Below are 25050 nucleotides of genomic sequence, written 5' to 3' on the forward strand. Positions count from 1 at the left end.
GGCGCCGACCACGTCAGCGGACCGCGCCGACCACCGCCCAGCCGCCGGAGCGCAGCCGCAGTAGCAGGGCGACCAGCCGGAGCACCACGAACAGGGTCAGCCCGGCCCAGATGCCGCCCAGCCCGAGGTCGAGCCCGTAGGCCAGCCAGATGGCCGGCAGGAACCCGCCCAGCGCCGCCACGATGGTCAGGTTGCGCAGGTAGCGGACGTCGCCCGCGCCGATCAGCACGCCGTCCAGGGCGAACACCACGCCGCCGATCGGCTGGAGCGCGACGAACCAGGGCCAGGCGACCATGGCCTGCTCGCGCACCTGCGGATCGGAGCTGAACAACGACGGCACGAAACCGGCGCCGGCGGCGATGAGCACCGCGAACGCCACGCCGCAGAGGCCGCCGAGCAGGGCGATCCGCCGGGCGAGGGCGCGCGCACCGGCGGCGTCGCCGGCGCCGAGCGCCGCGCCGACCAGAGACTGCGCGGCGATCGCCAGGGCATCCAGCACCAGGGCGGTGAAGAACCAGAGCTGGACGGCGATCTGGTGCGCGCCGACCGCGGCGGCGCCGAAGCGGGCGGCCACGGCGGTGGCGGACAGGAAGCTGGCCTGGAAGGCGACGCCCCGGATGAGCAGGTCGCGGCTGAGCGCCAGCTGCTGGCCGATGTGCCGGGGCCGGGGGCGCAGCGGCACCCGCTCGCGGACCAGGGCCGCCGCGAAGAGGCCACCGGAGATGGTCTGCGCCACCGCGTTCGCCACGGCCGAGCCGGCCAGGCCGAGCCCGGCCGGGTAGACCAGCAGCGGGCACAGCAGCGCCGAGAGCAAATTGGGGCCGAGCACGAAGAGCAGCGGCCGGCGGGTGTCCTGGATGCCGCGCAGCCAGCCGTTGCCGGCCGCCGCCAGCAGCAGGCCGGGCGCGCCCAGCGCCGCGATCCGCAGCCAGGTCGCGGCGGCGTCGGCCACCTCGCCGGGACCGCCCGCGAGGGTACGCGCCAACGCCCCGCCGCCGACGCCGATGGCGACCGCCACCAGCACTCCGACGCCGAGGGCGAGCCAGGACGCCTGGACTCCCTCGGCCACCGCGGCGGCCCGGTCCCCCGAGCCGAACCGGCGGGCCGCGCGCCCGGTGGTTCCGTACGCCACCACGGTGCCGAGCCAGGCGGTCAGCGTCAGCACGGTGCCGCCGATGGCGAGCGCGGCGAGCGGGACGCGGCCGAGGTGCCCGACCACGGCGGTGTCGACCAGCACGTACAGCGGCTCGGCGGCGAGCACCACGAGCGCCGGCAGGGCGAGCGCGGCGATCCGCCGGGCCGTGGCGGACTGGGCGGCGGGCACGACTGTCTGACTCATCGCCGCCGATCCTGGCACGCGCCCCGTAAGGCATGCAACCCCGCGCACTACTTACCGCACCAGGCGCACACCTCGTTTGATCATGAAGTTGGCGGCAGTTTCGGAGATCCAGAGCGCCGCCAACCTCATGATCGACCCGGTGGGGCGGCTCGGATGGGGCCAGGTGCGGCGGAGGAACTCGAGGTCGAGCTGCTCGGGGACGTCGATGCTGCCGGTGGGGCGACCGGAGCGGCGGTGACGTCGTGGCTGCGGCGTCACCGCCGGGCGGCCACCGTCACTGACGGGTGTCCATCGAGGTCTGCAGTGCGCGGCGCATCTGCTCGCGCGCCTCGTCGGTGGTGTTCTCGGTCTGCGGCTTGCGCTTGGTCGCCATGGGATGTCCCTTCCAGGGTGCGGACCACCGAAGCACGGCGGCCCTGCTGGGCACCGACGCGCCGACCCGCCGCGACCGCCGTCGCGCCGCGGCCCGGAGCCGTCGGCCTGCTGAGCGCCGGCAGCGCGGTCCGGGATCACCGGAGCGGCCCGCTGGCAGCGTGAGCCCGGGTCGGTCTGACCCTGGAGGGAGGCGGCACCGGGTGTGGCACCACCGCCCCGTGACCAGCGCCGAAGCGCCGGCCCTCACCCAAATTAACGTTCACTTTCCACATGCTGCCCACTGTTCCCGAAATGCGGACAGCAGGGAGAGCGCGCGTCAGCGGGCCAGGAAGTGCCAGCCCAGCCACCACCAGAAGCCGAACAGGCCGATCCGGCCGACCGGCACCGGGCCGACCTCGTAGCGCATCACGAAGGCGCAGACGTCGGCCAGGGACGGGATGCGCGAGCCCTCCCGCCGGGCGGCCCACTCGACGGCCGCGAAGAGCAGCAGCGCGGCCAGGAAACCGCCGATCGCCAGGGTGCGCATCATCGGCGGACCAGCCCCCAGAACGCGGTCAGCCAGGCGAACCAGGCCGCCGAGCGGACCAGCTGGTCCTCCAGCATCGGATCGGCCAGACGGGAGAAGGTCGGGAAGTCGTCCCCCACCGACAGCACGAAGGTCGCGCCCTCCAGGACCCCGAAGACGGTGACCGGCAGCAGCCACCAGAGCGCGGCGGACGGCAGCCGCCGCGGCGCCGGCCGCCGGGGCGGCACCCGGTTGCTCAGCCCGACCCAGATCAACGCCCCGCCGGTGCCCAGGGTGTAGAGGTTGGCCGCGGTGGAGAAGGACGGCAGCTGCCCGCCGACCAGGGAGAGACAGATGAACACCGGCACGGAGACGACCGGGCGGTCCCAGGCCCGGGGCGCCTCGACGGTGAGCTCACGGGGGTGATCCATCACCCGATTGTCCCCAGCGTCACGGAACGCGGGAAGACCGGCACGCCCCGGAGTCACCCCCGGTTCTCACCCAGGGGTCAGGTAGGAAGCAGCGCGCCGGGCAGTTCGGTGCGGATCCGCTCGACCACCTCGTCGACCGTGCCCCACCCGGTGAACCCGGCGGCGAACCGGTGCCCGCCGCCGCCGAGCGCCATGGCCACCCGGCTCACGTCCACCGCGCCCTTGCTGCGCAGCGAGACCGCCCACTCGGCGTCGCCGGACTGCTTGACCACGCAGCTCACGTCCGCCTCGGCGGTGCAGCGCACCGAGTCGATGAGGGCCTCCAGCACGTACGCCGGCTGGTGGTGACGGGCCAGGTCCTCGCGGGTGGCGTAGGTCCAGACCAGCCCGTGCCCGGCGGCGGCCGCCGGCTCCAGCCGGGCCCGGCCGACCACCTCGCCGAACAGGCGGACCGCGCCGAACGGCCGGGTGTCGAAGATCCTCCGGGAGATCTCCCCCGGGCTGATCCCGGTGGCCAGCAGCCGGGCGGCCAGCTCGTGCACGGCCGGCGTGGTGGCCTCGAAGCGGAACGAGCCGGTGTCGGTGCTCAACGCCACGTAGAGGCAGGCGGCGATCTCCGCGTCCAGCGTCACCCCGAGCCGGTCGAGCAGCCCGAGCGCGACCACCGAGGTGGCCGCCGCGTGCGGGTCCACGAGGTGAATGCCGCCGAACCCGGTGTTCGAGGCGTGGTGGTCGAGCACCAGCGCCGTGCCGGCCTTGTCCAGGCGGTCGACCAGGTCACCGAGGCGCGACTCGCTGGCCGCGTCGAAGCAGATCACCAGGTCGGGATCCGGGTACGCGTCGTCCTGCGGCACCAGCAGGTCGGACCCGGGCAGCCAGCGGAACGGCTCCGGCACCTCCGGCGGCCCGGGGAAGGTCGCCTGGAGCTGCCGTACGCCCAGCCGGCGCAGGCCCAGCCCGAAGCCGAGCATGCTGCCCAGCGCGTCGCCGTCCGGATTGACGTGGCAGATGAGCAGCACCCGCGCGGTGGCGGGAAGCCCGCGTACCGCCGCGACGGCGGCCGCCCAGTCGGTGTCGGTCGGGCCGGCACCGGCCGGCGGGCCGCCCGCGGCGGGAGCGGTCACCGGCGGTCGCTGCCGCCGCGCGGCTCCTCGTCCCCGGTCTCCTCGACCTCGGCGTCCTCGTCCTCCTCGACCCGGTACGGCTGGGCCTCGCCCGCGTACTGGGCGTGGGCGGCCAGGCGCTGGACCTCGGCGTCGGCGTTGCGGGCCGCCGCGAGCAGGTCGTCGATGTGCTTGACCTGGTCCTGCACGTCGTCCAGGACGAAGGTCAGGGTCGGCGAGTGGCGCAGCCCGAGCGCCTTGCCCACCGTGCTGCGCAGCATGCCCTTGGCGCTCTCCAGCGCGGCGGCGGTGCTGGCCTGGGCCGCCGCGTCACCGAGCACCGTGTAGAAGACGGTGGCGTCGCGCAGGTCGGCGGTGATCCGGGCGTCGGTGATGGTGATCATGCCGAGCCGGGGGTCCTTGATCTGGCTCCGCACCACCGACGCGACCAGTTCACGGATGCGCTCCGCGTGCCGGCGAACCTTGGCCGGATCCGTCATGTCCCCCACCTCCAGGGCTTCCCGCTTCCTACGACGGCCGGCACCGGACGGCGCGGGCGCCGCCGGGTCCGACCGCCCAACATCTCGAACACTACCCGCGCGGTCGCCGCCCTCGCGCGGGGCCGCCGGGTGCCGGCGCTCAGTCCTCCTCGCCGTGCAGGGCACGGCGGACCGACAGCAGCTCGACCTCCGGCCGGGCGGCCACCAGCCGCTCGCAGGAGTCGAGCACCTCGCGGACGTGCGCCGGCTCGGCGGCCACCACGGCCACCCCGATCTGCGTACGTCCGTGCAGGTCGAGCGCCCCCACCTCGGCGGCGGACACCTCGAACCGGCGGAGCGCCGCGACGATCGGCCGGACGTACGACCGCTTGGCCTTCAGGGACCGGGAATCCCCCGGGAGCAACAGGTCGAACTGCGCGGTTCCGGTGTACACGGCGAGCAACGGTACGGCAGTGGCGTCGTCCCGGTCACCCGTTTTCTGCCGACGGCTCCAGGTCGCCGCGCGGCGTCGGGCGCGCCGCGCCGGAGTCGTCGTTCGCCACCGCCACCAGCACGTCCCGGTCGATCGCCTGGTCGACCCGGTGCGCGAGATCCCGCCAGCCGGGCCCGTCCAGCACCCGCAGGCCGGCGCCGGCCAGCACCGCCTCGGCCGCGGCGCGCGGGGCCACGTGGGTGTTCCAGGACAGCCCCAGCGCCCCACCCGGGCGCAGCAGTTCGCGCCAGACCGGCACGGCGGCGGTGAGCAGGTCCAGCGGGCTGCGGGACAGGCCCGCGTCGCTGCGGCTGCCGTGCGCCACCCCGTACGGGGCGTCGGTGACGATCACGTCGGCGCAGCGGGGGCGGAGCACCTCGCGGGCCCGGGTGGTGTCGGTGTGCAGCACGGTGACCCGCTGGGTTGCCCCGGACCGGTGCGCGTCCCGGGACGGCGCGAGGACCGCCTCGAAGCGCCGTGCCACGAGCCGCCGGTCCCGGCGCACCGGCAGCGTCTCGGCGGTGTGCTTGAGCCGCTTGCGCCGCAGCCAGGTACGCAGGAACGCCGCGTACGCGTCCACGTCCTTGCCGTCGTGCTCCACGCCGATGCCGTCGTAGCCGTACATGAGCGCCTGGTTGAGGGTGGTGCCCCGGCCGCAGAGCGGGTCGAGCACCACGACCGGCCCGTCCAGCATCCGGGGCGCCGAGGCCGACGCCAGCAGGGTGACGTTGAGCAGCAGCCGGGTGAACTGCTCGTTGGTCTTGCCGGCGTACTTGGGGATGGTGACGAGGTCGGAGTCGTACCGGGCCAGCGGGTGCAGCGGCACGGGCCGGAGCAGGTCGTCGCCCACCCGCTCGAACAGCGCGTACGCCGCCGAGAGGTTGGCCAGGTGCGCCAGGTCCCGGACGCCGAGACCGGGCTCGGGGACCGCGAAGGTCAGGTACTCCACCCCGCCGATCCGCTCCACCGCGGCGTCGACCGGCGCCGCGTCGAGCACGCCGGACCCGGCGAACACGGTCAGCTCGGCGCGGGCCAGCCGGGCGGCGGCGTCGGCGTAGACGCGGTTGGCGGAGGGGGCGAGGAGCAGCGCGTACCTGAGCACGCCCGAGATTGTCGCAGCCTGCGGAAACGGCGACGGCCGGGGCCCGAAGGCCCCGGCCGTCGCCGTCGTTCACACCGCTCAGGCGCGCGGCTTCTCCCGCATCTCCCAGGTCTCGATGATGTCGCCGACCTGGACGTTGTTGTAACCGCCCAGCGTCAGACCACACTCGAAGCCTTCGCGGACCTCGGTCGCGTCGTCCTTGAACCGCTTGAGGGAGCTGATCGTGAGGTTGTCCGCCACGACCGCGCCGTCCCGCAGCAGCCGCGCCTTGGCGTTGCGGCGGATGAGGCCGGACCGGACGATACAGCCGGAGATGTTGCCGATCTTGGACGAGCGGAAGACGTCGCGGATCTCCGCGGTGCCCAGCTCGACCTCCTCGTACTCCGGCTTGAGCAGACCCTTGAGCGCGGCGTCGATCTCCTCGATGGCCTGGTAGATGACGGTGTAGTACCGGATCTCCACGCCCTCGCGGTCGGCGATCTCGCGGACCTTGTTGGCGGCCCGCACGTTGAAGCCGATGATCGTGACCGCCTCGGACGAGGCGCTCGCGAGCATGACGTCGCTCTCGGTGATCGCACCCACGCCCCGGTGGATGATCCGAAGCTGGACCTCCTCCGGGATGTCGAGGTTGAACAGCGCGTCCTCGAGGGCCTCCACGGAGCCGGAGACGTCGCCCTTGAGCACCAGGTTGAGCGAGGTCTTCTCGCCCTCCTTGAGCTGCTCCATGAGCGTCTCGAGAGTCGCCCGGCCACGGGAGTTGGCGAATGCCGCCGCCCGCCGCCGCGCCTGCCGCTGCTCGGCGATCTGCCGCACGGTCCGGTCGTCCTCGGCGGCCAGGAAGGTGTCACCCGCACCCGGCACCGTGGTCAGACCCAGCACCATGACCGGACGCGCCGGCCCGGCCTCGTCGACCGGCTTGCCGTTCTCGTCCAGCATGGCCCGGACCCGGCCGTGCGCCCCACCGGCGACGATCGAGTCGCCGGCCCGGAGGGTGCCCTTCTGCACCAGCACGGTCGCCACCGCACCACGGCCCTTGTCCAGGTGCGCCTCGATGGCGACACCCTGCGCCGGCCCGTCGATCGGAGCGGTCAGCTCCAGCGACGCGTCGGCGGTCAGCAGCACGGCCTCGAGAAGCTCCTCGATGCCGATGCCGGGCTTGGCCGCCACGTTGACGAACATGGTGTCGCCGCCGTACTCCTCGGCGACCAGGCCGTACTCGGTCAGCTGCTGGCGGACCTTGTCCGGGTTCGCCTCGGGCTTGTCGACCTTGTTGACCGCGACCACGATCGGCACGTCCGCCGCCTTGGCGTGGTTGAGCGCCTCGATGGTCTGCGGCATGACGCCGTCGTCGGCCGCCACCACCAGGATCACGATGTCCGTCACCTGGGCACCACGGGCACGCATGGCGGTGAACGCCTCGTGACCCGGGGTGTCGATGAAGGTCACCGCGCGGTCCTCGCCCTCGTGCGGGACGTGGACCTGGTAGGCGCCGATGTGCTGGGTGATGCCACCCGCCTCGCCGGCCACGACGTTCGCCTTGCGGATCGCGTCGAGCAGCTTGGTCTTACCGTGGTCGACGTGACCCATGACGGTCACGACCGGCGCACGGCTGACCAGGCGGTCCGCCGCGACCTCGGCGTCGAGGTCGATGTTGAACTGCGCGAGCAGCTCGCGGTCCTCGTCCTCCGGGCTGACGATCTGCACGTCGAAGCCGAGGTGCTCACCCAGCAGCAGCAGGGTGTCGTCGGAGCACGACTGGGTCGCGGTCACCATCTCGCCCAGGTTGAACATCTCCTGGACGAGCGAACCCGGGTTGGCGTTGATCTTGTCGGCGAAGTCCGACAGCGAGGCGCCACGGGACAACCGGACGACCTGACCCTGACCCCGGGGGGCACCCGAGGACATGGTCGGGGCCGACAGGTTGTCGAACTCCTGTCTGCGCTGCTTCTTCGACTTGCGACCGCGGGTCGGCCGGCCACCGGGACGCCCGAAGGCACCCGCGGCGCCACCGCCACGGCCACGACCGCCACCACCCGGACGGCCACCGCCGCCGGCCGGGGCACCCGGGCGGAAACCGCCACCGGGAGCGCCGCCGCCACCGCCACCGGGACCGCCGCGGAAGCCACCGCCGCCGCCACCGCCACCGGGACCGCCGCGGTAACCACCGCCGCCGCCACCGCCACCGGGACCGCCGCGGAAACCGCCGCCGCCACCGGGACGACCCGCGCCGCCACCGGGGCCGCCACGACCGCCGCCGGGACCGCCGGGGCGACCCGTGGTCGGCCGCTGGCTCGGCATGGACGCCGGGCTGGGCCGGGGCGGCATGGAGGCCGGGCTGGGCCGCGGCGGCATGCCCGCCGGGCTCGGCCGGGGACCGCCGGCACCGGCGGCCGGGGGCCGCTGCTGCTGGCCACCCTGGATGCCGAACGGGTTGTTACCGGCGCCGCGCGCCGGCGGACGTCCGCCCGGACGGGCACCCGGGCCCGGGGTCGGGCCACCGGGACGGCCGGCGGCCGGGGCACCCGGACGCGGCGGCACCGCGTTCGGACCCGGACGCGGCCCCGGACGGGGACCACCCTCGGTCGGGGGCTCGCGGCGGACGTTCTCCCGCTGCTGCTGGCGGGCGGCCTGCGCGGCCTTGACCGCGGCCTCCTGCTCAGCCTTGAGGGCAGCGGCGCGCGCCTCGGCGGCCGCCACCTCGATGTCGTGCGCGCTCGCCGGCTTGGCGACCGGGGTCGCCGGCTGCGGCGGGCCGGGGACCGGGCCCTTGGGCTTCGGTCCAGGGGTCGGCGCGGCCGGCCGCCGGGGCGGCATCGGCTTGGCCGAGACCCGGGGGGCGCCCGGGGTCGGGGTCGGCGTCGGGGTCGCCGCCGGGCTCGGGGCGGCCGCCTGCGGGGCGGCCGGCGCCGAGGCGCCACCGGCGGACGCGACGAATGCGCCACGCAGTCGTCGGGCGACGGGCGCCTCGACGGTGCTGGACGCGGACTTCACGAACTCGCCCATCTCCTTGAGCTTGGCGAGAACGGTCTTACTCTCGACCCCGAGCTCCTTGGCGAGCTCGTGTACGCGGGCCTTTCCTGCCACTGCACTCCTCACTCCGAGGTCGTGCGGGCAGCACCCGCAGCGACCTCACTCGTGCACTTGAAGCCTGGTCATTTCAGGGACTTCATCGTGTGCTCATGTCGGTCGTCCTACCTTGCTAGCGACCCTCGACCGGTCGGGTTGACCGGTCGTCGGGGTTTGCGCGTCAACGTGCTCCGCGAGCGCACCGTGGTCGGGGACCCCGGTGATGCGCAGTGCCCGCCCGAAGGCGCGGCGCCGCACCGCCTGCGCGAAGCAGGCCGGATCCGGGTGCATGTTCGCTCCCCGACCCGGCAGTCTGCGAGCCGGATCAGGCCGGAGGCTGTAATGACCAGCCTCGTCTCCGATCGCGACTATCCGCAGCAACTCGCTGGCCGGCGCTCGCTTCCGGCAGCCCACACAGGTGCGCTCCGGCAGCGCGCGTCGTGCCACTGGAGGAAGTCTACCCCTAGCTGCTCGAGATCGCGCCGCCCGCCTCGGGAACGTGATCAGCTCCGCCCCGGCCGGCCGCCCCGCTCTGCTCCGCGTCGGAGCGGATGTCGATCCGCCAACCGGTCAACCGGGCCGCGAGCCGGGCATTCTGCCCTTCCCGCCCGATCGCCAGCGAGAGCTGGAAGTCCGGAACGGTGACCCGGGCGGTGCGGCTGGCCAGGTCGACCACCTCCACCCGCAGCGCCTTGGCCGGCGAGAGCGCGTTGCCGACGAAGGTGGCCGGGTCGTCCGACCAGTCGATGATGTCGATCTTCTCGCCGTGCAGCTCGCTCATCACCGCGCGGACCCGCTGGCCCATGGGGCCGATGCAGGCGCCCTTGGCGTTGACCCCGGAAGCGGTCGAGCGCACCGCGATCTTCGTGCGGTGACCTGCCTCACGCGCGATGGCGCCGATCTCGACGGTGCCGTCGGCGATCTCCGGGACCTCCAGGGCGAAGAGCTTCTTCACCAGGGCCGGGTGCGAACGGGACAACGTGATCTGCGGGCCGCGCATTCCCTTGGCCACGTGCACCACGACGCAGCGGATCCGCTCGCCGTGGGCGTACCGCTCGCCGGGGACCTGCTCGGACTGGGGCAGGACGCCCTCCAGCTTGCCCAGGTCGACGCTGACGATGCCCTTCTCGGCCCGCGCCTCGTGCGCCTGCACCACACCGGTGACCAGGTCGCCGTCGCGGCCGACGTACTCGCCGAAGTGCACCTCGTCGGTGGCCTCCCGCAGCCGCTGGAGGATCACCTGCTTGGCGGTCATGGCCGCGATCCGGCCGAAGTCGTGCGGGGTGTCGTCCCACTCCCGGACGACGGTGCCGTCGGCGTCCACCTCCTGGGCGTACACCGAGGCGGCCCCGGTCTTGCGGTCGATCTCCACCCGGGCGTGCGGCTCGGCGCCGTCGGTGTGCCGGTAGGCGGTCAGCAGCGCGGTCTCGATCGCCGCGAGGATCGTGTCGAACGGGATCTCCCGCTCGCGCTCCAGTGCGCGCAGCGCCGCGAGGTCGATGTTCACCTCTCCTCGTCCTCCAGATCTTCGTCGTCGTCGATGTCGGTGTCGTCACCGAAGTCCTCGTCGGCCACCTCGTCCAGGCGGGTGAACTCCACCTGGACCCGGCCGGGCCCGAGCTCGGCATACGGGTGCTCCGCCCGGCCGGCGTCGGTCTCCAGCGCCACGCGCTCGTCGTCGGCGGCGGCGATCCGGCCGGTGACCTGCCGGTCCCCCTCCGGGCCGTGGACGGTCACCTTGACCAGCCGGCCGGCGTTGCGCCGCCAGTGCCGGGGCAGGGTGAGCGGCCGGTCCACGCCGGGCGAGCTGACCTCGAGCTGGTACTCGCCGGCCACGATGTCCCCGCCGGTCTCCTCGGCGGCGTCCAGCGCCGCCGAGACCGCCCGGGAGACGTCCGCGACGGCGTCCAGGTTGATCCCGCCGTCGGCGTCCACGATCACGCGGACCACGTGCCGGCGGCCGGCGCGGGACACGGAGAGGTCCTCCAGGTCGTAGCCGGCGGCGGTGACCACCGGCTCGATCACCTCGCGCAGCCGGGCCCGGCGCGCGTTCAGGTCGCCGCGGGGTGCGCCGCCCCGGTCCCCGCCACGGGGGCCGTCGGACCGGCGGGGGCGTCCCGAGGGCCCCGTCGGCCGGGTGGCACGGCCACGCTGCGTCATTCGGCGCACCTCTCTGCTGTTGCCACGGGCCCGGGGGCCCGTCGTGTCACTGCTCGGGCGGACCGGTCGGCCCGCCATGCCGGCACGCCACCGGGGCGTCCGCGCCCGGTGGCTGCGCAGAGCGTAACGCGCGGGCGGGGCGGCGGCCCGGGCGGCGCACCGACGCCACTGGCCCACAGCGCGCCGCGGATGGTGTTGACTTGTCCGGTGGCGACACGCAGAACGACATCGGATCAGGGCACACCGGGGCATTCCCGGCGTGCGCTGCTGCGCGCCGGAGCGCTGGTGGCGCTCGGCGGCGCGGCCGTGCCGCTGACCGGTTGTGATCTTTTCGACCGCGACGACGAGTCCCGGCCCCCCGATCCACTGGAGCCGCTCGCGGCCGAGGCCACCGCGCTGGAAGCCCGCTACCGGGCCGCCGCCACCGCCGTGCCGGCGCTGACCGAGCGGCTCACCGCGATCGCCGACGCGCACCGGGCGCACGCCGAGGAGTTGCGCAAGGTCATCGGCCGGCCGGCGCCGTCCGGCAGCCCGGCCGCCAGCCCGTCGGCGGCGGCCGCCGACCCGGACACCGTCCGGACCGAGCTGCGGCAGGCCGAGCAGGCGGGGCGGGACAACGCCGCGAAGGCGTGCGCCGCCGCGCCCGCCGAGCGGGCCGCGCTGCTCGGGTCGATCGCGGCGGCCCGGGCGACCCACCTGGAGGCGTTGAAGTGAGCCCGACCAGCGGCCCGGCGCAGGCCCTCGGCGACGCGCTCGCCGCCGAGTACGCGGCGATCTGGGCGTACGGGGTGATCGGCGTGCACCTGACCGAGTCGGCCCGTTCCGCCGCCCGCGCCGCCGAGGCGGCCCACCGGGCCCGCCGGGACGCCCTCATCCTCCAGCTCAGCGCGGGCGGCGGCCAGGTCCCCGCCGACCGGGCCGGCTACGCGCTGCCCTACCCGGTAACCGACCGGGCGAGCGCGCTCAAGCTGGCCGTGGAGATCGAGGAGCGCACGGCCGGCCACTGGCGGGCGGCGTTGCCGCACACCACCGGGGCGGACCGGAACAAGGCCCTCGCGGCGCTCACCGACTGCGCGCTGCGGGCCACCCGGTGGCGGCGCACCGCCGGCGTGACCCCGCTCACGGTTCCGTTCCCCGGCCGGCAGGTCTGAGCGGGGGCCCGGTCACCCGCCGGAGCCCTGCGGTTGCGGACCGCATACCAGGTATGCATACTCCTGGCCATGTCCATCCGCCACGGCCTGCTCGCCCTGCTGGAGCGCGGCCAGATGTACGGCTACCAGCTCCGCTCCGCGTTCGAGGAGTCGACCGGATCGACCTGGCCGCTGAACATCGGGCAGGTGTACACGACCCTGTCCCGGCTGGAGCGCGACGGCCTGGTCCGCTCGCTGCCGGAGAGCGAGGCCGGGCAGCGGCCGTACGAGATCACCGACGCCGGTCGGGCGGACCTGGCGCTCTGGTTCGCCACCCCGATCAGCCGGGCCGACCGGCCGCGGGACGAGCTCTCGATCAAGCTGGCCCTGGCCCTCACCACCCCCGGCGTGGACGTCCGCGCGGTGGTGCAGACCCAGCGCAGCGCCACCATGCGGGCCCTGCAGGAGTTCACCCGGTTGAAGTACGCCAGTGACAAGCCGGAGGATCTGCCCTGGCGCCTGGTGCTGGACGCGATGATCTTCCAGGCCGAGGCGGAGGTCCGCTGGCTCGACCACTGCGAGACCAGCCTGGTCCGCCACCGCCCGGCGCCGAGCCGGCCGGCCACCCACCCGGAGGCGGTGGACCGGGCCGGCGAGGAGGCCCGCCGGTGACGGCGGCAGGAGGTGACGCCGTGAGCGCGAGGAGTGAGCCGTTCTTGCGAGCCCCGCAGTCGCGAACAAAGGCCGCGCCGTGAGCGGGGTGCTGGAGCTGCGGGGCGTGCACCGGACCCACGGCGCCCGGGAGGCGGCCGTGCACGCGCTGCGCGGGGTGAGCCTGTCCGTGGCGGCCGGCGAGCTGGTGGCGGTCATGGGGCCTTCGGGCTCGGGGAAGTCCACCCTGCTCGCGCTCGCCGGCGGGCTGGACCGGCCGACCGGCGGGGAGGTGGTGGTCGAGGGCGAGTCCCTGGGCGCCCTGCCGGCCCGCGACCTGGCCCGGCTGCGCCGCCGCCGGATCGGCTACGTCTTCCAGGATCTGAACCTGCTCGGCAGCCTCACCGCCGTGGAGAACGTGGCGCTCCCCCTCGAACTGGACGGCGCCGGCGTCCGGGCGGCCCGCCGGCTGGCCCTGGCCGCGCTCGCCGAGGTGGACGTGGCGGGGCTGGCGGGCCGGTTCCCCGACCAGATGTCCGGCGGCCAGCAGCAGCGGGTGGCGATCGCCCGCGCGCTCGTGGGCGAGCGCCGCCTGGTCCTCGCCGATGAACCGACCGGCGCGCTCGACTCCCAGGCCGGCGAGGCGGTACTGCACCTGCTGCGCCGCCGGGTGGACGCGGGCGCGGCGGGGGTGCTGGTCACCCACGAGGCGCGGCACGCGGGCTGGGCGGACCGGGTGGTGTTCCTCCGCGACGGGGTGCTGGTCGACTCGACGGCCCCGCTCGTCGGCGTCGAGCACCTGCTCAGCGGCAGCGGTCGGTGAGCCGGGGCCGGCTCGCCGCCACGCTCGGGTCGTGGCGGGCCGCGCTGCGGATCGCCCGGCGCGAGGCACGCCGGGCACGCCGGCGTACCGCGCTGGTGCTCGTGATGATCGCGCTGCCGGTGTTCGGGCTGACCTTCGCCGCGGTGAGCTACGACATGGCCGAGCTGACCCGGGCCGAGCGGATGGACCGGCAACTGGGCGGGGCCGACGCGGAGCTGCGCTGGATCGACCTGAACGCGATCAGCCAGGACGCCTGGGGCGAGGGCTCCTGGCCGGTCGAGGGTGACCCGGTGCCCCGGGCCCGACCCGTGACGGCCGACGAGCTACGGGCGCTGCTGCCCGCCGGCAGCCGGCTCACGCGGATGCGCCGGTGGGTGCCCTTCGAGGTGCGGATCAACGGGAAGTCCGTGTCGTTCGACGCCCGCGCCGTCGACCTGACCGACCCGCTCGCCCGGCCGCTGGCCACGCTGCGCGACGGGCGGCGGCCCACCCGCCCCGACGAGATCGCGGTGAGCCCCGCGGCACTGCGCAAGCTGGGCGTCCGGCTGGGCGAGCCGGTGCGCACCGTGGACGGCACCACCTACCGGGTGGTCGGGGTGGTGGAGTTCCCGGACAACCTGCGGGAGGTGGTCGCGCTCCGGCCGGAGCTGCCGCCCGGTCCGCTCGCCGCGGCCGACGAGAACTGGCTCGTGGACCTGCCCGGGACGATGGACGCGGCGCTGGCCGACCGGTTGAACGCCCGGGGCATCCTGGTGGCCGCCCGGACCCCGCTGCCCGGGCGGGACGAGACGGCCACCGGACCGGACCTGCCCGACGCCGAGGAGACCGGCAACACGGTGCTGGTCGGGGGGCTCGGCCTGCTGGAGGTGGTGCTGCTGGTCGGCCCGGCCTTCGCGGTCGGCGTCCGCCGCCGGCGACGGGACCTCGCCCTGGTCGCGGTGGCCGGTGGAGACGCCTCCCACCTGCGCCGGATCGTGCTCGCCGACGGGGTGGTGCTCGGCGCCGGCGGGGCGGCCGTCGGGCTGCTGCTCGGGGTCGCCGCCGCGTTCGCCGGCCGGCCCCTGGTCGAGCACTACGTGCTCGGCGCGCGGTCCGGGGCGTACCGGCTCTTCCCGGCGGCGCTCCTGGCGATCGTGGCGGTGGCGGTGCTCGCGGGCGTGCTGGCCGCGCTCGCGCCGGCCTGGGCGGCCGCCCGGCAGGACGTGGTCGCCGGGCTGGCCGGCCGGCGCGAGCCGCCCCGGCCGCGGCGCCGCTGGCTGGTGCTCGGGGTGCTGCTCACCGTGGCCGGCGCCGCCCTGGCCGCGTTCGGCGCCACCCGGACCACCCCGACCGGGGTGCTGGCCGGGGTGGTCCTGGGCGAGCTGGGCCTGGTCTTCTGCACCCCGACGCTGATCGGGCTGCTGGCCCGGATCGGCCGGCTGCTGCCGCTGACCCCCCGGCTGGCCCTGCGCGACGCGAGCCGCAACCGCTCGTCGGCCGCGCCGGCCATCTCCGCCGTGATGGCGGCGGTGGCCGGCAGCGTGGCGCTGGGCGTCTACGTGGCCAGCGACGACGCCCGGCAACGGGCCGCCTGGCAGCCCGGCCTGCCCCCGGGGCACGTGCTGCTCCAGCGCACCGACGGGCCGGCCACCGGCGCGCTGCCCCCGGCCGCCGAGGTGGCGGAGCGGATCGGTGCCGTGCTGCCGGGCGCCACGGTGGTCCCGCTCGCCGCACCAGAGTGCGCCAAGCCGGCGGACCCGGAGGACTACTGCACGGCGACCGCGGTGCGCCCGCCGGAGCAGCGCTGCCCGTACGAGCCGTTCGCTCCCGCGCCCGCCTCGGCGCGGTCCGACCCGCGCTGCGTCCGGCCGTTCCGCGAGCCCAGCGACTTCTACCTGCCGGCTCTCGTCGACGACGGGACGGCGCTGCCCGCGCTCACCGGCGCACCGGCCGAGGAGGTGGCCGCGGCAAGCCGGACGCTGGGGGCCGGCGGGGTGGTGGTCACCGATCCCGGTCAGTTGGTGGACGGGCGGGTGCGGGTGGAGGTCAGCCACGGCTCCGGCGCCGTGGCGGCCGCGGTCACGCTGCCCGCGTACGTGCTGCGGGGCGGTCTCCCGGTGGACCGGCTGGTGGTCTCCCCCGGGGCGGCCGCCACGCTCGGGCTCGTGGCCGCGCCGCTGGGCTATCTCGTCGACACCGCCGAGCCGCCCACCGGCCGCCAGCGGGACCGGCTGGCCGCCGACCTGTCCGGGGTCGCCCCGCTGGCGGTCCAGGTGGCGACGGCCGGGCCACCGTCCGACCAGCGCCCGCTGCTGCTCCTGCTGGCCGGCGCGTCCGCCGTGATCACCCTCGGCGCGGCCGCGGTGGCCACCGGCCTCGCCGGCGCCGAGGGCCGCCGGGACCTGTCCACGCTCGCCGCGGTCGGCGCCGATCCCCGGGTACGCCGGGTGCTGTCGCTCTGCCAGGCCGGGGTGATCGCGGTGCTCGGCTCGGTGCTCGGCATCCTCGCCGGCCTCGGCTCGGCGGCCATCGTCCTGATCTCGCTCAACCGCCGGTACGCGCAGTCCTGGCCGGTGGAGCCCCCGTACCCGCTGGTGGTGCCCGGGTCGACCCTGACCGTGCTGGTGGTGGTGCCGCTGGTGGCCATGCTCGGGGCGGCCCTGCTCACCCGGTCGCGGCTGCCCGTCGAGCGCCGGCTGGATTGACGCTGGAGCCGGTCGGAGGGTGTCGCGGGCGAGGGGTGGCCCGGCACACTGGGCGGGTGTCCGCCCTGGGATCCCTCACCCGTCGTCTCGGTCACCAGAAGTGGTTCGCCGCCACCATGCGCCTGCTCGTCCCCGCCGACCGGCTGGTCGGCCGGCTCACGAAGGGGCGGGTGGTCGCCTTCGGGCTGGTGCCCTCACTGGTCCTCACCACCACGGGCCGCCGCTCCGGCAAGCCGCGCAGCAACCCCCTGCTCTACGTGCCGGACGGCGACGCCTACGTGGTGATCGGCTCGAACTGGGGGCAGCAGCACCAGCCCGCCTGGTCGCTGAACCTGCTCGCCCAGCCGGCCGCCGAGGTCGACGTCCGGGGCCGCCGGGTCCCGGTGCGGGCCGAGCCGATCAGCGGCCCGGAGCGGGAGCGGCTGTTCGCCCGGCTGGTCGACGAGTGGCCGGCCTACCGCACCTATGTGGAGCGGGCCGGCGGCCGCGAGATCCGGGTGTTCCGGCTGGTCCCGGCGGGCGAGGCGATTGCCTGACCCTCGGGCGCGGCGAGCCGGCGGGGCCGGCCCGGCTGGCTAGGGTGGTGGTCGGTCGACGCGCGCCGGGCCGCCGCCGGGCGGGCCGCGCGCGGAACGGAGGTGGACCGTGGAAGCCGGCGGCACCGAGCTGGACACCGACCGCAGCCTGGACGATCCCCGCTGGCGGGTGGCCGAGCGGGTGAGCGACGCGGCGCTGCGCCGGTTCGCGGCGGACGTCCTCGCCGTCGCGGTGCACGGCCCCCTCGCGCACGGCGACGACGACGGCGGCGGCAACGGCGAGGTGGGGCTGCTGGTCGTCACCTACCGGCCGGGTGGCGGGCCCTCACCGGCCACCCGCCGGGTCGACGGGGTGCTGGTCGACCTCACGGTGGCCGGGGCCGACGACTACCTGCGGCAGGCCACGGCGATCACCGCGCTCTGGCCGCTCACCGCCGACCGGTACGTCACCACCCGCGCCCTGCACGATCCGACCGGCTGGCTGCGGACGCTGCGGGACGAGCACCTGGCCCGGCTGGCGCGGGCCCGGCCGGCCGAGTTCACCGCCGCGGCCCGCCAGGCCTGGTACCGCGGCAGCGCGGCGCACGCCCGGGCGCTGCGGCTGGCCGAGTGGTACGAGACGGACCCGGCGCTGCTCATGCTGGGCGAGGCCCGGCTGGCCGCGGCCACCGTGCACGGGTTGCTGAGCCGCACCTACTTCCGGGATCCGGGCGACGCGGTGCGGCGCACCGGCCTGGCCGGGGCGGACATGACCGAGGTGGGCGCGGTGCTGGCCCGCCAGGCCGAGGAGCTGGCCGCCCGGGGCCGCCCCGTCGATGGCACGGTGGACGACCTGCTGCGGGGTTGAACCCCCGCGAGGCCGGTCAGCCGATCCCGCCCTGGATGCCGATCAGGGTGCCGACCAGGTAGGTGGCGCCGGCGGCCAGGGCGCCGAGCAGCAGCTGCCGCAGCCCGCTGGACCACCAGGTGCGGTTGGTGAAGCGGGCCACGATCGCGCCGGCCACGAAGAGCCCCACCCCGCCGACGGCGAGCGCCAGCGCGAGGCTGGTGAAGCCGAGCAGGTAGGTGACCAGCGGCACCAGGGCGCCGACCGAGAAGCAGAGGAACGAGGAGATCGCGGCCGCCCAGGGGCTGGGCTGCTCGTCGGGGTCGACGCCCAGCTCCTCCCGGACGTGCACCCGCAGCGCCTCCTCCGGGTTGCGCCGGACCGCCTCGGCGACCTGGGTGGCCAGGTCCCGCGGCAGCCCCCGGGCCACCCACGCGTCGGCCAGCTCGCGGGCCTCCGCCTCGGGGTGGCGCTCCAGCTCGCGGCGCTCCTTGGCCACCTCGGCGGCCACCTGCTCGTTGGCCGAGCGGACGCTCGTGTACTCGCCGAGCCCCATCGAGATGGCGCCCGCCACCAGCCCGGCCGCGCCGGTGAGCACGACGCTGCGCGGGGAGACCCCGCCGCCGCCGACACCGGCGATCAGCGCGATGTTGGTGACCAGCCCGTCCATCGCGCCGAAGACGGCCGGTCGGAGCCAGCCGCCGGACACGTCCGCGTGATGCGCCTCGCGCAGCGCCGCCGGGGTGTCGGTCACGGCAGGGTGAGGATCTCGTGGCCGTCGTCGGTGACGACGATGGTGTGCTCGAACTGCGCCGTCCACCGCCGGTCCTTGGTGACCACGGTCCAGCCGTCGTCCCACATGTCGTACTGGTGGGTGCCGAGGGTGATCATCGGCTCGATGGTGAAGGTCATCCCGGGCTCCATCACGTCGGTGGGGCGCGGGCTGTCGTAGTGCGGCACGTAGAGGCCGCTGTGGAAGGACTCGCCGATGCCGTGGCCGGTGAAGTCGCGCACCACGCCGTAGCCGAACCGCTTGGCGTACGACTCGATGACCCGGCCGATCACGTTGATCTGCCGGCCCGGGGCGACCGCCTTGATGCCGCGCATCATCGCCTCGTGGGTCCGCTCGACCAGCAGGCGGGCCTCCTCGCTCACCTCGCCCACGCAGAAGGTGGCGTCGGTGTCGCCGTGCACACCGCCGATGTACGCGGTCACGTCGACGTTGATGATGTCGCCGTCCTCAAGGACGGTCGAGTCGGGGATGCCGTGGCAGATGACCTCGTTGAGGCTGGTGCAGCAGGACTTCGGGAAGCCCTTGTAGCCCAGCGTCGACGGGTAGGCGCCGTGGTCGCAGAGGAACTCGTGGACCACCTTGTCGATCTCGTCGGTGGTCACCCCCGGCTTGCAGTGCTCCCCGGCGAGCTGGGTGGCCTGGGCCGCGAGCCGGCCGGCGACACGCATCTTCTCGATCGTCTCCGGCGTCTGCACGTGCGAGCCGCGCCACTCCTGCGGACGCTTCTTGCCGACGTACTCGGGACGCGGGATGTGAGCGGGAACCGCTCGCCACGGGGAGAGCGTGCCTGGGGTCAGCGGCGCACGGACGGTCATGCCCACAAGCCTATAGCCGCACCCCTGGTGACCCCCGCCACGGCCCGTCCGCCCGGGTTGTTGCCGCACCGCAAGGGCTGTGCCATTGTTGCTCCGTGGATCAAGGGGGCCCGCCGCCCGTCTTCTCCGCGACCGCGGAGATCGACGGTGATCGACTGCGCGTCGAGGTGGCCGGCGAGGTCGACATGGCGACCGCCGACACCATGTACCAGACGGTCCTGCGGGAGTCCGCCCGCCACGTCACGCTCGACCTGCGGGCGGTGACCTTCTTCGACTCGGCCGCCATCCACGCCGTGGTCCGGCTGGCCCAGCAGCTCCCGGGGGCGTTCACCGTGCTGCCGTCCCGGCAGGTGCTGCGGGTGCTGGAGATCTCCGGCCTGGGCGAGCAGGGCTGGCTGGCGCGGCCCTGAGCCGCCGCGCGCTCAGTCCGTCAGCCGGCGGCGCAGCACCAGCTCGGTGCCGTCGTCGGTGCGGGTCACGGTCATCTCACCGAGCGCCTCGATGAGCGCCAGCCCCCGGCCCCGGAAGCTCGATCCGGTGGACTCCCGCCACCGGCCGCTGTCCCGGACCGTGGCGGTCACCGTCCGGTCCTCGATGGTCACCTCGACGCCGATCATCGGCTCGGCCGGGGCCACCGGGTGCTCGATGGCGTTGGCGGCGGCCTCGGAGATGGCCACCGTGAGGTCGAACAGGTCGGTCTCGCCGACGTGGTGGGCGATCAGGAAGTCCTCCAGCCGCTTGCGCAGCACGCTGAGCCGGGTCGGGTCGGCCGGCAGCCGCAGCGCGAAGCGGTTCAGCTCGGTCGCCTCCAGCGCGAGCACCGCCACGTCGTCGTGCCGGGTCCGCCCGGCGACCCGCTCGACCACCGCGTCGACCAGGTCGGCCACGTGCTCGCCCGGGGTGGTGGCGTCCGCCCGGAGCTGGCCGAGACCGGCGTCGATGCCGGCCTGCCGGTCCTCGATGAGCCCGTCGGTGTAGAGCAGCAGCCGGCCACCGGGGGCCAGCTCGCCGTCGACCGTCCCGTACGCCGTGCCGGGGATCGCCCCGACCGGCGGCCCGAGCGCCCGATCGTGCAGGAACACGGCGTCGTCTCCGCGGATCAGCAGGGGCGAGGGGTGGCCCGCGCTGGCGTACCGGAGCCGGCCGGTGCGCGGGGAGAAGCGGAGGCAGACCACGGTGGCGAACGACCCGCCCTCGGTGGAGCCGACCAGCCGGTTGAGCCGGGTCAGCGCCTCGCCGGGGTCGTAGCCCTCCAGCACGTACGCCCGCAGCGCGTTGCGGAGCTGGCCCATCGCGGCGGCCGCCCGCACCCCCTTCCCGACCACGTCGCCGATCACGAGCACCAGCTCGTCGTCGGCGGTGCCGATCACGTCGTACCAGTCGCCGCCGATCTCGACGTCGGCGCTGCCCGGCAGGTAGCGGCTGGCCACCACGGCGCCGGGGAGCTGCGGCAGCGTACGCGGCAGCAGGCTGTGCTGGAGGGTGGTGGCGATCCGGTGCTCGGCCTCGTAGAGCCGGGCGTTCTCCAGCCGCACCCCGACCAGCCGGGCCAGCTCGGTGAGCGCCGCCTGCTCGGTGCCGCCGCCCTCCCGCCGCCAGACCCGCAGCTCGCCGAGCTGCTCGTCGGTCGTACCGGTCAGCGGGAGCACCACCGACGGCTCGGCGGGCACGTCCCCGCCGCCGTCCACCTCGAAGCGCGCGCCGGGGGCGGTGACCACCACGCGGCCGGCCTCGGCCAGGCTGAGCGCGTGCCGCGCGGCGACCTGCACCACCTCGGTGGTGGACCGGGCGGTGTTGATCGCCACGGCCGCGTCGGCGAGTGCCCGGAGCCGGCGGATGATCTGGCCGCGGAGCTGGCCCAGCTCGACGTTGGCCCGGACCCGGGCGATCAGCTCCTGGCTGGAGAAGGGCTTGGTGAGGTAGTCGTCCGCGCCGACCGACAGGCCGGCGACCTCCTCCGCCGCGCCGGCCCGGGCGGAGAGCAGCACGATCGGCACGTGGCGGGTGACCGGGTTGGCACGCAGCGCGGTGACCAGCCCGAAGCCGTCCAGGCGGGGCATCATGACGTCGGTCAGCACCAGGTCGAACGGGGAGTCGACGGCCAGCCGCAGCGCCTCCACACCGTCCGGCACGGTGACCACCTCGTACGCCGGGGAGAGCAGCCGGCTGACGTGCTCGCGCAGGTCCGCGTTGTCGTCGGCCACCAGGATCCGGCCCGCCCCGCCCGCCACCCCGGCCGGCTCCGGCAGCCCTCCGGGCCGGGCCACGTCGTCGGTCCAGAGCGCCGTCTCGGCCACGTAGAGCCGGGCCTGCTCCGGCTCGGCGGGCGGCACCGGGGCGAGTGCCGAGACCCGGTCGGCGGGCAGGTGCGCGTAGCCGAACGGCACGGTGACCCGGAAGGTGGTGCCGCCGTCGACGACGCTGCGCGCCTCGACCGTGCCGCCGTGCATCTCGACCAGCTCGCGCACCAGGGCGAGCCCGATGCCGGTGCCCTCGTGCGTGCGGGCCCGGGCTCCCGCCACCCGGTGGAACCGCTCGAACACCTGCGGCAGTTCCTCCGGCGCGATGCCGACGCCGGTGTCGGCGACCTCCAGCACGGCGGCGCCGGCATCGGCGCGGACCTGGACCCGGATCTCGCCGTCGAAGGTGAACTTCACCGCGTTCGACACGAGGTTGAGGACGATCTTCTCCCACATGTCCCGGTCGACGTAGACCGGCGAGGGCAGCGGCGGGCAGTCCACCACGAGGCGCAACCCGGCCCGTTCGGTGGCCGAGCGGAAGGTGCTGGCCAGCCGGGAGGTGTAGTCGGCCAGGTCGGTGGGCTGGTAGCGGGCGGCCAGCCGGCCGGACTCCAGCCGGGAGAAGTCGAGCACGGTGTTGACCAGCTTGAGCAGGCGCAGCGCGTTGCGGTGCATCACGGCCAGCCGGTCCAGGTACGCGTCGGGCACATCGCGGTCGGCGAGCAGATCCTCGAGCGGCCCGAGCACCAGCGTGAGCGGGGTGCGGAACTCGTGGCTCACGTTGGCGAAGAAGTTGGTCTTGGCGCGGTCCAGCGCGGCGAGGGCGGCGGCGCGGGCCCGCTCCTGCTCGTACGCCCGCTGCTTGTCGACCGCCCGGGAGATCTGGGCGGCCACCAGGTCGGCGAAGTGGCGGTAGTCGTCGGTGAAGGGCAGCCGGCGGGCCACCCCGAGCAGCAGCACGCCGGCCGTCTCGTTGACGGCGGTCAGCGGCAGCAGCAGCGCCCGGTCGGCGGCGTCGGGCGGCACGGCGCCGAGCAGGTCCGCGGTGGAGACCCAGCGGGGCTCCTCCGGGATGCCGCCGGGGCGCGGGGGCCCACCGGCGAGCGTGGCGGGGTTGACCCCGGCACATCCGGCCAGCGCCGGGACGCCGTCCTCGTCGTGCAGCCAGACGGCGCTGAACGGCACGTCGGCCCGGTGCGTGTCGAGGACCCGGGCGACGGTCCGGCCCAGCTCCACGGTGCTGCGCACGTCGGCCAGCTCGGTGCCCAGCTCGGCCAGGGCCCGCAGCCGGCGCTCGCCGACCACCCGCCCGGTGGTCTCGTTGACGAAGCAGAACACACCGCTGACGCTGCCGTCGGCGTCCCGGATCGGGTCGTACGAGATGTCGAAGTAGACGTCCTCCAGGAAGCCGTGCCGGTTGAGCAGGAAGGGGTGGTTCTCACCGCGGTAGGGCACGCCGGTGCGGCGCACCCCGTCGAGCAGCGGCCCGAGCACGTCCCAGGTCTCCGCCCAGTGCCGGCGCGCCGACTGGCCGAGGACGGCCGGGTGTTTGTCGCCGATGGTGGGCCGGTAGGCGTCGTTGTAGAAGGCCAGGTGGTCGGACCCCCAGAACAGCACGATCTGGGCCCGGGACGAGAGCATGGTGCTGATCGCGTGGGAGAGCGCGGGGGACCAGCCGTGCGGGGACCCGAGCGGGGTGGTGGACCAGTCGAAGCCGCGTAGCCGCTCGCCCATCTCGCCACCGGCGGCGAACGCGGCGGTCAGCAGTGGCGAGAGTTTCGACTCCCCGGTCCCCGAGGACGAACGATCGACGTCCCCGCCCCCCTGGGCCGAGCCCATGCAGCCTCCCGCTCCGGCAGATGTCCACGACGACCGGCGCGATCACGCCGGTCGTCCCCGCCTACTACCCCGGCGGAGGAGCAACGTAACGCATGTCCACGGTTGGACGCTGGTTACCTGGGCCTCATCCTGACGCAACCGGCGGCCGGCGGCGAGTCGGGCGCTCCCGCGGGTCGGGCGGAGCCGTGCCACCGGGCGTACCGGCACCGGCCGCCGCGCGGACCAGAGCCGCCACCGGCCGGGGATCGGCGTCGTTCTCCGGGTGCCATTGCACGCCGAGCAGGAAGCGCCGCGCCGGATCCTCCACCGCCTCCACCACCCCGTCGTCGGCCCAGCCGGTCACGGCCAGGCCGCCCGGGTCGGCCACCCCCTGATGGTGGTACGAGTTGACCCGGTCCACCCCGGCCATCACCGCCCCGGCCAGGCTGCCGGCGCTGAACCGGACCGGGTGCGACCCGTACACCCCCGGGCCGGGGCGGTGGCCGTCGTGCCCCACCACGTCCGGCAGGTGCTGGTGCAGCGCCCCGCCGTACGCGACCGCGAGCAGTTGCATGCCCCGGCACACGCCGAGCACCGGCAGGTCGGCGGCGAGCGCGGCGGTCAGCAGCGCCAGCTCCCCGGCGTCCCGGTCCGGCCGGCTCTCGGTGCGGGGGTCGGGCGGCGCGCCGTACCGCTCCGGGCCGACGTCCGCGCCGCCGGCCAGCAGCAGCCCGTCCAGCACCCGCAGCACATCGGCGTCGGCGTCGTCAGGGGGCAGCACCACGGCCCGGCCGCCCGCCGCGGTCACCGCCCGGACGTACGCGTGCGGCACGAGCGCCGCCGGCACGTCCCGCCACACCGCCCAGCCGGCCGGCTCGACGTACGACGTGATGCCGATCACCGGCCGTCGACTCATAGGGGCGTCACGTAGGCACCGGTGATCCCGCCGTCGACCACGAACTGCGCGGCGGTCATGAACGAGGCGTCGTCGCTGGCCAGGAAGGCCACCGCGGCGGCGATCTCCTCCGGGTTGCCGAACCGGCCCATCGGCACGTGGACGAGCCGGCGGGCCGCCCGCTCCGGGTCCTTGGCGAACAGCTCCAGCAGCAGCGGGGTGGCGACCGGGCCGGGGCACAGGGCGTTGACCCGGATGCCCTCCCGGGCGAACTGCACGCCCAGCTCCCGGGTCATCGCCAGCACCCCGCCCTTGCTCGCGGTGTACGCGATCTGCGAGGTGGCCGCCCCCATGAGCGCCACGAAGGATGCGGTGTTGATGATCGAGCCCTTGCCCTGCCGCCGCATGTGCGGGATGGCGTACTTGCAGCAGAGGTAGACGCTCGTGGTGTTGACCCGCAGCACCCGCTCCCAGGCGTCCAGCCCGGTCTCCAGGATCGAGTCGTCGTCCGGCGGCGAGATGCCGGCGTTGTTGAACGCCACGTCCACCCGGCCGTGCCGCTCGGCCACCCCGTCGAAGAGGTCCCGGACGGCCGCCTCGTCGGCCACGTCGGCGGCCACGAACTCGCCGGCCACCTCGTCGGCGGCCCGCTTGCCCGCCTCGGCGTCGATGTCCACGCAGACCACCCGGGCCCCCTCGGCGGCGAACCGCCGCACCGTGGCCAGGCCGATGCCGCTGCCCGCACCGGTCACCACGGCGACCCGGTCCTGAAGCCGTCCCTGCATC

General features: G+C 75.1%; 24 protein-coding genes. 8 read left to right on the forward strand and 16 right to left on the reverse strand.

Annotated features, from left to right (window positions below):
* Positions 1 to 13: 13 nt before the first annotated feature.
* The 11 genes from GA0070214_RS24335 to rimP form a co-directional block, all read right to left on the reverse strand.
* Positions 14 to 1339 (reverse strand): MATE family efflux transporter, encoded by a 1326-nt coding sequence (locus tag GA0070214_RS24335; RefSeq protein ID WP_091268531.1) that lies wholly within the window; start codon positions 1337 to 1339, stop codon positions 14 to 16.
* 691 nt (positions 1340 to 2030) lie between these two features.
* On the reverse strand, positions 2031 to 2240 hold the full coding sequence (locus GA0070214_RS24345; RefSeq protein WP_208602894.1) for a DUF6186 family protein: 210 nt from the start codon (positions 2238 to 2240) through the stop codon (positions 2031 to 2033).
* Positions 2240 to 2650 carry a hypothetical protein gene (locus GA0070214_RS24350; protein ID WP_091268537.1) on the reverse strand — a complete coding sequence of 137 codons (411 nt, stop codon included), beginning with the start codon at positions 2648 to 2650 and terminating at the stop codon, positions 2240 to 2242. The genes GA0070214_RS24345 and GA0070214_RS24350 overlap by 1 nt, the downstream gene beginning before the upstream one ends.
* A gap of 77 nt (positions 2651 to 2727) precedes the next feature.
* Complete coding sequence (locus tag GA0070214_RS24355) at positions 2728 to 3774, reverse strand: DHH family phosphoesterase (RefSeq protein WP_091268539.1); 1047 nt, start codon at positions 3772 to 3774, stop codon at positions 2728 to 2730.
* The gene (gene rbfA, locus GA0070214_RS24360; protein ID WP_091268542.1) at positions 3771 to 4253 is read right to left on the reverse strand and encodes a 30S ribosome-binding factor RbfA; all 483 of its coding nucleotides are present in this window, start codon (positions 4251 to 4253) and stop codon (positions 3771 to 3773) included. Before rbfA ends, GA0070214_RS24355 begins: the two co-directional genes overlap by 4 nt.
* A 139-nt stretch (positions 4254 to 4392) precedes the next feature.
* On the reverse strand, positions 4393 to 4686 hold the full coding sequence (locus GA0070214_RS24365) for a DUF503 domain-containing protein (RefSeq protein WP_091269011.1): 294 nt from the start codon (positions 4684 to 4686) through the stop codon (positions 4393 to 4395).
* 34 nt (positions 4687 to 4720) lie between these two features.
* Positions 4721 to 5827, reverse strand: a complete 1107-nt coding sequence (locus tag GA0070214_RS24370; protein WP_244167835.1) for a TRM11 family SAM-dependent methyltransferase — start codon at positions 5825 to 5827, stop codon at positions 4721 to 4723.
* A 78-nt stretch (positions 5828 to 5905) separates the two neighbouring features.
* Entirely contained in the window at positions 5906 to 8911 is a 3006-nt protein-coding gene (infB, locus tag GA0070214_RS24375; protein ID WP_091268545.1) for a translation initiation factor IF-2, read from the reverse strand.
* Between the two features lie 93 nt (positions 8912 to 9004).
* Complete coding sequence (locus GA0070214_RS24380) at positions 9005 to 9340, reverse strand: YlxR family protein (protein ID WP_091268548.1); 336 nt, start codon at positions 9338 to 9340, stop codon at positions 9005 to 9007.
* A 16-nt stretch (positions 9341 to 9356) separates the two neighbouring features.
* Entirely contained in the window at positions 9357 to 10400 is a 1044-nt protein-coding gene (nusA, locus tag GA0070214_RS24385; RefSeq protein ID WP_091268550.1) for a transcription termination factor NusA, read from the reverse strand.
* Positions 10397 to 11053, reverse strand: a complete 657-nt coding sequence (rimP, locus tag GA0070214_RS24390; protein ID WP_091268553.1) for a ribosome maturation factor RimP — start codon at positions 11051 to 11053, stop codon at positions 10397 to 10399. Before rimP ends, nusA begins: the two co-directional genes overlap by 4 nt.
* A gap of 264 nt (positions 11054 to 11317) precedes the next feature.
* Between rimP and GA0070214_RS24395 the strand changes: the two genes are divergently transcribed.
* The 7 genes from GA0070214_RS24395 (at position 11318) to GA0070214_RS24425 (ending at position 17724) form a co-directional block, all read left to right on the forward strand.
* Complete coding sequence (locus GA0070214_RS24395) at positions 11318 to 11767, forward strand: hypothetical protein (protein ID WP_208602896.1); 450 nt, start codon at positions 11318 to 11320, stop codon at positions 11765 to 11767.
* Positions 11764 to 12204, forward strand: coding sequence for a ferritin-like domain-containing protein (locus GA0070214_RS24400; protein WP_091268558.1), 441 nt, complete (start codon positions 11764 to 11766; stop codon positions 12202 to 12204). Before GA0070214_RS24395 ends, GA0070214_RS24400 begins: the two co-directional genes overlap by 4 nt.
* Positions 12205 to 12273: 69 nt before the next feature.
* On the forward strand, positions 12274 to 12855 hold the full coding sequence (locus GA0070214_RS24405; protein WP_091268560.1) for a PadR family transcriptional regulator: 582 nt from the start codon (positions 12274 to 12276) through the stop codon (positions 12853 to 12855).
* Positions 12856 to 12934: 79 nt separating this feature from the next.
* On the forward strand, positions 12935 to 13657 hold the full coding sequence (locus GA0070214_RS24410) for an ABC transporter ATP-binding protein (protein WP_091268562.1): 723 nt from the start codon (positions 12935 to 12937) through the stop codon (positions 13655 to 13657).
* The gene (locus GA0070214_RS24415; protein WP_091268564.1) at positions 13654 to 16341 is read left to right on the forward strand and encodes an FtsX-like permease family protein; all 2688 of its coding nucleotides are present in this window, start codon (positions 13654 to 13656) and stop codon (positions 16339 to 16341) included. Before GA0070214_RS24410 ends, GA0070214_RS24415 begins: the two co-directional genes overlap by 4 nt.
* A 56-nt stretch (positions 16342 to 16397) precedes the next feature.
* On the forward strand, positions 16398 to 16877 hold the full coding sequence (locus tag GA0070214_RS24420) for a nitroreductase family deazaflavin-dependent oxidoreductase (RefSeq protein WP_091268566.1): 480 nt from the start codon (positions 16398 to 16400) through the stop codon (positions 16875 to 16877).
* 109 nt (positions 16878 to 16986) lie between these two features.
* Entirely contained in the window at positions 16987 to 17724 is a 738-nt protein-coding gene (locus tag GA0070214_RS24425) for a hypothetical protein (protein ID WP_091268568.1), read from the forward strand.
* A 16-nt stretch (positions 17725 to 17740) separates the two neighbouring features.
* On the opposite strand, the gene GA0070214_RS24430 is transcribed toward GA0070214_RS24425, so the two are convergent.
* Both GA0070214_RS24430 and map read right to left on the reverse strand, forming a co-directional pair.
* A complete protein-coding gene (locus tag GA0070214_RS24430) occupies positions 17741 to 18457 on the reverse strand; it encodes a VIT1/CCC1 transporter family protein (protein WP_091268570.1) in 717 nt (238 codons plus the stop codon).
* Positions 18454 to 19311: a type I methionyl aminopeptidase gene (gene map / locus GA0070214_RS24435; RefSeq protein WP_091268572.1), complete on the reverse strand. Its 858-nt coding sequence runs from the start codon at positions 19309 to 19311 to the stop codon at positions 18454 to 18456. The genes GA0070214_RS24430 and map overlap by 4 nt, the downstream gene beginning before the upstream one ends.
* Before the next feature lie 95 nt (positions 19312 to 19406).
* On the opposite strand from map, the gene GA0070214_RS24440 reads away from it, so the two are divergent.
* Positions 19407 to 19721 carry an STAS domain-containing protein gene (locus GA0070214_RS24440; protein ID WP_091268574.1) on the forward strand — a complete coding sequence of 105 codons (315 nt, stop codon included), beginning with the start codon at positions 19407 to 19409 and terminating at the stop codon, positions 19719 to 19721.
* A gap of 12 nt (positions 19722 to 19733) precedes the next feature.
* Here the strand turns inward: GA0070214_RS24440 and GA0070214_RS24445 are convergent, their stop codons facing one another.
* The 3 genes from GA0070214_RS24445 to GA0070214_RS24455 form a co-directional block, all read right to left on the reverse strand.
* A complete protein-coding gene (locus tag GA0070214_RS24445) occupies positions 19734 to 23390 on the reverse strand; it encodes a SpoIIE family protein phosphatase (protein ID WP_091268575.1) in 3657 nt (1218 codons plus the stop codon).
* 124 nt (positions 23391 to 23514) lie between these two features.
* Positions 23515 to 24285 carry a gamma-glutamyl-gamma-aminobutyrate hydrolase family protein gene (locus GA0070214_RS24450; RefSeq protein WP_244167836.1) on the reverse strand — a complete coding sequence of 257 codons (771 nt, stop codon included), beginning with the start codon at positions 24283 to 24285 and terminating at the stop codon, positions 23515 to 23517.
* Positions 24282 to 25049 carry a 3-oxoacyl-ACP reductase gene (locus GA0070214_RS24455; RefSeq protein ID WP_091268577.1) on the reverse strand — a complete coding sequence of 256 codons (768 nt, stop codon included), beginning with the start codon at positions 25047 to 25049 and terminating at the stop codon, positions 24282 to 24284. The genes GA0070214_RS24450 and GA0070214_RS24455 overlap by 4 nt, the downstream gene beginning before the upstream one ends.
* Between the last annotated feature and the right edge of the window lies 1 nt (position 25050).

It is taken from the genome of Micromonospora chaiyaphumensis (genome assembly GCF_900091435.1).
In the GTDB taxonomy this organism is placed as follows: Bacteria; Actinomycetota; Actinomycetes; order Mycobacteriales; family Micromonosporaceae; genus Micromonospora; species Micromonospora chaiyaphumensis.